At 71.3% G+C, this 7,121-nt stretch carries 5 protein-coding genes; 4 read left to right on the top strand and 1 reads right to left on the bottom strand.

The genetic code is table 11. The annotated features are described in order from the left end of the window. Positions 1-325: 325 nt before the first annotated feature. Together topA and MFF55_RS23810 are read left to right on the top strand one after the other, a co-directional pair. Complete coding sequence (gene topA / locus MFF55_RS23815; protein WP_238246591.1) at positions 326-3,025, top strand: type I DNA topoisomerase; 2,700 nt, start codon at positions 326-328, stop codon at positions 3,023-3,025. Positions 3,026-3,264: 239 nt separating this feature from the next. After that, positions 3,265-3,672 (top strand): response regulator, encoded by a 408-nt coding sequence (locus MFF55_RS23810; protein WP_238246590.1) that lies wholly within the window; start codon positions 3,265-3,267, stop codon positions 3,670-3,672. Positions 3,673-3,684: 12 nt separating this feature from the next. Here MFF55_RS23810 and MFF55_RS23805 read toward each other — a convergent pair whose 3' ends face one another. Next, a complete protein-coding gene (locus MFF55_RS23805; protein ID WP_238246589.1) occupies positions 3,685-4,098 on the bottom strand; it encodes a tautomerase family protein in 414 nt (137 codons plus the stop codon). A gap of 104 nt (positions 4,099-4,202) precedes the next feature. Here MFF55_RS23805 and MFF55_RS23800 point away from each other — a divergent pair, with 104 nt between their 5' ends. Further along, the gene (locus MFF55_RS23800; protein ID WP_238246588.1) at positions 4,203-5,042 is read left to right on the top strand and encodes a LysR substrate-binding domain-containing protein; all 840 of its coding nucleotides are present in this window, start codon (positions 4,203-4,205) and stop codon (positions 5,040-5,042) included. 79 nt (positions 5,043-5,121) lie between these two features. After that, the gene (locus MFF55_RS23795) at positions 5,122-7,110 is read left to right on the top strand and encodes a PhoX family protein (protein ID WP_238246587.1); all 1,989 of its coding nucleotides are present in this window, start codon (positions 5,122-5,124) and stop codon (positions 7,108-7,110) included. Positions 7,111-7,121 lie beyond the last annotated feature (11 nt).

Genomic DNA, 7,121 nt, shown 5'->3' with positions numbered 1-7,121 from the left:
ATATTTATCAAGAACAATCGTGATCGGGTGGGCTCCGATGGTGCGTGCGCGGCGGTCACGGGACTGCGCGGGGCACCCCCCTTTGTCATTCCGGGGGCGGCCCCGGGATGACAAGCGTTGTGGCTCGTACATTCCACCAGCTGTCCCACGATCGCTGTCCACCCGCGTTCGGAGCCCCGCCCGCAGGGCCAGTCCATTTGACAAGCCGCCGGCCGTGACCCACTTGTCCCCGGCGCGACGCCCCTCCGCCAAGGGCTGATGTCGCCGATGCGTCACTCCCACAATCTCAGTCGCGGCTGGCTCTGACGAGAGGCTGAACCCCTACATGAAAGTCGTCGTCGTCGAGTCGCCGGCCAAGGCCAAGACGATCAACAAGTATCTTGGCCGCGGCTACGAGGTGCTCGCCTCCTTCGGCCATATCCGCGACCTTCCGGCCAAGGACGGCTCGGTCGATCCCGAGGCCGATTTCCGCATGCTGTGGGAGCTCGAGGAGCGCGGCTCGAAGCGCGTCTCCGAGATCGCGCGGGCGCTGAAGGGCGCCGACGGCCTCATCCTGGCGACCGACCCGGACCGCGAGGGCGAGGCCATCTCCTGGCACGTCGTCGAGGCGCTGAACAACCGCAAGGCGCTCAAGGGCATCCCGGTCGAGCGCGTCACCTTCAACGCGATCACCAAGGCCGCGGTCGACACCGCGATGCGCCAGCCCCGCCAGATCGACCAGGCCCTGGTCGACGCCTACCTGGCGCGCCGGGCGCTGGACTACCTGGTCGGCTTCAACCTCTCGCCGGTGCTGTGGCGCAAGCTGCCGGGCGCCAAGTCGGCCGGCCGGGTCCAGTCGGTGGCGCTGCGCCTCGTCTGCGAGCGCGAGGCCGAGATCGAATCGTTCCGGCCGCGCGAGTACTGGTCCCTCGTCGCCACCCTGGTGACGGCGGAGGGCGCGACGTTCGAGGCCCGTCTCGTCGGCGCCGACGGCAAGCGCATCCAGCGCCTCGATGTCGGGAACGCCGAGGAGGCCGCCGCCTTCAAGCGCGACCTCGAACTCGCGACGTTCCAGGTGGCCTCCGTCGAGGCCAAGCCCGCCAAGCGCCACCCCGCCCCGCCCTTCACCACCTCGACGCTCCAGCAGGAAGCCTCGCGAAAGCTCGGGATGGCGCCGGCCCAGACCATGCGGGTCGCCCAGAAGCTCTACGAGGGGATCGACCTCGGCGGCGAGACCGTCGGGCTCATCACCTACATGCGCACCGACGGCGTCGACATGGCGCCCGAGGCCATCGCGGATGCCCGTCGCGTGATCGGCAAGGAATACGGCGACCGCTACCTGCCGAACGTGCCGCGCAAGTACAGCACCAAGGCCAAGAACGCGCAGGAGGCCCACGAGGCCGTGCGCCCGACCGACATGGGCCGGCTGCCCAAGCAGGTCGCCCGCTCGGTCGATGCGGAGCAGGCCCGGCTCTACGAGCTGATCTGGACCCGCACCGTGGCGAGCCAGATGGAATCGGCCGAGCTCGAGCGCACCACCGTCGACGTGACCGCGAGCGTCGGCCCGCGCCGGATCGAGCTGCGCGCCACAGGCCAGGTCGTGAAGTTCGACGGCTTCCTCACCCTCTACCAGGAGGGCAAGGACGACGAGGAGGACGAGGATTCGCGTCGCCTCCCGCCGATGAAGGCGGGCGATCCGCTCAAGCGCGAGCGCATCGTCTCGACCCAGCACTTCACCGAGCCGCCGCCGCGCTACTCGGAGGCGAGCCTCGTCAAGCGCATGGAGGAGCTCGGCATCGGCCGGCCCTCGACCTACGCCGCGATCCTGCAGACGCTGCGCGACCGCGAGTACGTCAGGATCGAGAAGAAGCGCCTCGTGGCCGAGGACAAGGGCCGGCTCGTCACCGGCTTCCTCGAGAGCTTCTTCAAGCGCTACGTCGAGTACGATTTCACCGCCGACCTCGAGGGCCAGCTCGACCGGGTCTCGAACGCCGAGATCGACTGGCGCGAGGTCCTTCGTGAGTTCTGGCGCGATTTCTCCGCCGCCATCGGGGGCACCAAGGAGCTGCGCGTCACGGAGGTGCTGGAGGCCCTGAACGGGCTGCTGGGCGCCCACATCTTCCCCGAGAAGGCGGACGGCTCCAACCCGCGCACCTGCCCGACCTGCGGCTCGGGCCAGCTCTCGCTCAAGCTCGGCAAGTTCGGATCCTTCGTCGGCTGCTCGAACTATCCCGAGTGCAAGTACACCCGCCAGCTCGCGGCCTCGGGCGTCGAGGGCGACGGCGAGGGCACGTCCGAGAACGGCGGCCAGCCCGGCACGCGGGTGCTCGGCGACGACCCCGTCACCGGCCTGCCCGTGAGCTTGCGCGACGGCCGCTTCGGCCCCTTCGTCCAGCTCGGCGAGGCCTCCGCCGAGAAGGGGGCCGAGAAGCCCAAGCGCTCCTCCCTGCCGAAGGGCCTCAGCCCCGCGGCCGTGGATCTGGCCAAGGCCCTGGCGCTCCTCGCCCTCCCCCGCGAGGTCGCGCGCCACCCCGAGACCGGCGAGCCGATCCTGGCCAATCTCGGCCGCTTCGGGCCCTACGTGCAGCACGGGAAGACCTACGCCAATCTCGGCCGCGACGACGACGTGCTGGAGGTCGGGCCCAACCGCGCCATCGACCTCATCGTCGCCAAGGAGCAGGGCGGCGGGCGCCGCGGCCCGGCCTCCGATCCCGGACGGGCGCTCGGGCCGCACCCCGAGTCCGGCAAACCGATCGTGGTGAAATCGGGCAAGTACGGCCCCTACGTCACCGACGGGACCACCAACGCCACCCTGCCCAAGACCCTCTCGGCCGACGAGATCGCCCTGCCCCAGGCGCTCGAACTGATCGCGGCCCGCGAGGCCGCCGGCGGCGGGGCGAAGAAGCGGGCGCCCGCGCGCAAGGCGCCGGCGAAGAAGGCCGCGGCGAAGCCCGCCGCCAAGCCCAAGGCGGCGGCCGCCAAGAAGGCGCCGGCCAAGGCACCTGCCAAGTCTGCGGCGAAGCCGGCGGCGCGCACCAAGCCCTGAGACGGGTGCGTCGCGGCCCGGTACGGGGTCGCGGTGTCAACAAGGTTTGATCGGCCGCTCCCTTGTCCCGCGCGTTGGGGTTGCAGCATTGTATCAAACTAGACAAAGGGGTCCCCGCGCGACTTCGAGCGCCACCGAACCCATGACCGATGCAATCGGAACCGGCTTGAAGCGTGATCGGCAGAACGGGCAAGGCACAGGCGCACGCCTCCAGGGCGTCGCGAGGAAACCAGACCGTCATGGTGCTCGAGGACAATCTCCTCACGCGGCACGCGATCAGCGAAGCCCTGAGGCACGACGGGTTCAGGGTCCTCGAAGCCTATAACGCCGCCGAAGCCATGGACCTCCTGCGGACGGCTCCCGTCGACGTGCTCTTCGCCGACCTCAACCTGCCGAGCGACGACGAAGGGCTGATCGCGGCGCTCTACGCCCAGATCCAGCAGCCCGGCGTGAAGGTCATCCTGACCTCGGCGCGGCGCCGGGAGGAGGACGGGCGCCTGGACGACGACTTCGGACCCTTCGTCCCGAAGCCCTACCTCATCGCGACGGTCGTCGAGCTGATCCGCGACCATGCGCGGCGCAGATCGGCGGAGCGGGCCCTCCGCTCGCATCCCGTCGGGCTCCCGCCGATCCTCTGGAGCGATTGAGCCGCGGCGCGCTCAGGCCGCGACCCCGAGGCGCCCCGCGATGAAGCGGCGCTCCTGGGTGAGGCCGCCGAAGCCGTAGGCGTCGGCCGAGACCTCGTCCACGTGGACGTAGCTCTCCGGGTGCAGGTCGCCGAGGAGGTCGCCCATGCCGGCGAAGATCTCGGCGATGAAGGCCTCCTTCTGCTCCTTGGTGTTGGTGCCGTCGACGACCTTGATCTCGACGAAGACGCTCGACCGTCCCTGCGCCGCCAGCGAGGGCCCGCCGACGAACCAATGGGCCGGGTCGATCTGCCGGACGACCACGGCGGTGAGCTCCGGCCGCTTGCCGAGGCGCTCGGTGGAGGCGCGGACCGCGATCGCCGCCGCCCTCTGCTCGAGGTCGGAGACGGGATCCCTGGGCGAGACCAGAACGGTGATGATGGGCATGTCGGCGACTCCTCGCGTGTGGCAACGAGGCCGTTCTCGCCCGCGCCGCATCATTTGAGAAACGAGTTTTTGCACTTCCAGAGATTTGCGATACGAATGACGGAATGCGCAGCCTCGACCTCGACCAGCTCCGCGCCTTCGTGGCGGCGGCCGACCTCCGCAGCTTCACGGCGGCGGGCACCTGCCTTGGCGCCACGCAATCGGCGATCTCGCTGCGCATCGCCCGGCTGGAGGAGCGCGTCGGCCGCCGCCTGATGGCCCGCACGCCGCGCGCGGTCGGGCTGACGCCGGAGGGAACGCGCCTTCTCGCCCATGCCCGCACGATCCTGGCCGCCCATGACCGGGCGGTCGCGGAGATGGAGGGCGGCGCCGGGCGCTCGACGATCCGCCTCGCCGTCAGCGACCACGCCGCGGGCGGCCGCCTCGCCGCGGCGCTGACGGGCTTGCGCAGCGCCCTGCCGCTGCTGGCGCCGGACGTGGTCGTCGGGCTCTCGAGCGCGATGCGGGCGGCCTACGACCGCGGCGAGGCCGACGCGGCGATCGTCCGGCAGGAGAGCGGCCGGCGCGACGGAACGGCGCTGTTCGAGGATCCCCTCGCCTGGGCGGCGGCCCCGAGCCTGGACTGGGACGAGCGCGAGCCCGTCCCCCTCGTCGCCCTGCACGGTCCCTGCGGCGTGAAGACCGCCGCGACCGGCGCCCTCGACGCGGCGGGGCGCCCCTGGCGCCAGGCCTTCCTCGGCGGCTCGGTCTCCGCGCTGCAGGCGGCCGTCGCCGCGGGGCTCGGGATCGGCACCTTCGGACGCCGGCATCTGCCGGAGGGCTGCGTCGCCGTCGACCACGGCCTGCCGCCCCTGCCGACGGGGCGGGTGGTGCTGCTCAGCCGCCTCGACGGACCGACCCGCCGGATTCTCGCGAGCGCCTTCCGCGCGGCGGGCGAGCGCTGATCCGGTCGCCGTCATGCGCGTGCCATGCAGGCGTTTTAGTCCCAGGTCGATCGAGGAATGAGACAGTGAGACTGACGCGATGACCGAGCCGATGCGCACCCGCTCGCAGGCCGCCGAGGACGGCGAGGATATCGGCGCCAACCCGAGCGCCAACCCGACCTTCGGCGACGTGGTCGCGGCCCGGTTCGACCGGCGCGACCTGCTGCGCGGGCTTCTCGGCGTCGGGGCCATCGCGGCGGTGGTGACGCCCCGCGCGCTCGCCGCCGGCGCGGCCCAGGCCGCCGACGGCGCGCCGGCCCCGCTCTTTCCCTTCACGGAGCTGAAGGCGGGCACCGACGAGCGCCACCACGTCGCGCCCGGCCACGACGCCGAGGTGCTGATCCGCTGGGGTGACCCGGTGCTGCCCGGCGCGCCGGCCTTCGATCCGCAGAACCAGTCGGCCGAGGCCCAAGCCAAGCAGTTCGGCTACAACAACGACTTCGTCGGCTACTTCCCGATGCCGGGCGCCGCCGACCCTGCCGCCCACGGCCTGCTCGTCGTGAACCACGAATACACGAACGAGGAGCTGATGTTCCCCGGCCTCGGCCGGCAGGACACCAAGGGCGTCGCCTTCAAGGGCATGAACCAGGCCCTCGTCGACATCGAGATGGCCGCCCATGGCGGCTCGGTCATCGAGGTCCGCCGGGTGGACGGCAAGTGGGCGGTGGTGCCCGATTCACCCTACGCCCGCCGCATCACGGCCATGACCCCGATGACGATCTCGGGCCCCGCCGCAGGCTCGGAGCGCATGCGGACCCAGGCCGATCCGGCCGGCCGGACGGTGCTCGGCATGATCAACAACTGCGCCGGCGGCACAACGCCTTGGGGGACGTGGCTCACCTGCGAGGAGAACATCAACTACTACTTCTCCGGCAAGCTGCCCGAGGACGCGCCCGAGGCGAAGAACTACAAGCGCCTCGGCCTGCCGGCCAACGCCTATGCCTGGGGCCGCTTCCACGAGCGCTTCGACGTGACGAAGGAGCCCAACGAGGCCAACCGCTTCGGCTGGGTCGTCGAGATCGACCCGTTCGATCCGACCTCGACGCCGGTGAAGCGCACCGCCATGGGCCGCTTCAAGCACGAGGGCGCGGCGGGCATCGTCGCCAAGGGCGGCCGATACGTCGTCTACCAGGGCGACGACCAGCGCTTCGACTACGTCTACAAGTTCGTCACCGAGGCCGCCGTCGCCGCGGACCCGAAGGCCAACCGCGACATCCTCGATCGCGGCACCCTCCACGTCGCCCGCTTCGACGCGGACGGGCGCGGCACCTGGCTGCCCCTCGTCCACGGCACCGGGCCGCTGACGCCTGAGAACGGCTTCGCGAGCCAGGCCGACGTGCTGATCGAGACCCGCCTCGCCGCAGACCTGCTCGGCGCCACCAAGATGGACCGGCCCGAGGACGTCGAGGCCAATCCGAAGACGGGCAAGGTCTACGTGATGCTGACGAACAACGTCTCGCGCAAGGCCGACCAGGCCGACGCGGCGAACCCGCGCGGCGACAACCGCTTCGGGCACATCGTCGAGTTCACCCCCGACGGCGGCGACCACGCGGCCCGGGGCTTCGGCTGGGAGATCCTGGTCCGCTGCGGCGATCCCTCCATCGCCGCGGTCGGCGCGACCTTCTCCTCGGCGACGACGCGGGACGGCTGGTTCGGCATGCCCGACAACTGCTCGGTTGATGCGCAGGGCCGGCTCTGGGTGGCCACCGACGGCAATTCCGCCTCCAAGACGGGCCGCGCCGACGGCGTTTGGGCGATGGAGACGGAGGGCGCGGGCCGGGGCACCTCCAAGCACTTCTTCCGGGTACCCAACGGCGCCGAGCTGTGCGGCCCCTACTTCACCCCCGACGACACCACCTTCTTCGTCGCCATCCAGCACCCCGGCGAGGCCGACGAGGAGGACCCGAACGCGGCGCCCGCCACCTTCGAGGCACCCGCGACCCGCTGGCCGGACTTTCGCGACGGCGTGCCCCCGCGCCCGGCGGTGGTCGCGATCACCAAGCAGGGCGGCGGCCGGGTCGGGACCTGACCGGAGCGTCC

This window comes from Methylobacterium iners (assembly GCF_022179305.1).
Classification (GTDB): Bacteria; Pseudomonadota; Alphaproteobacteria; order Rhizobiales; family Beijerinckiaceae; genus Methylobacterium; species Methylobacterium iners.
The sequence above is the reverse complement of the archived record's forward strand: the minus strand, read 5'-3'. Positions and strand labels throughout refer to the sequence as shown.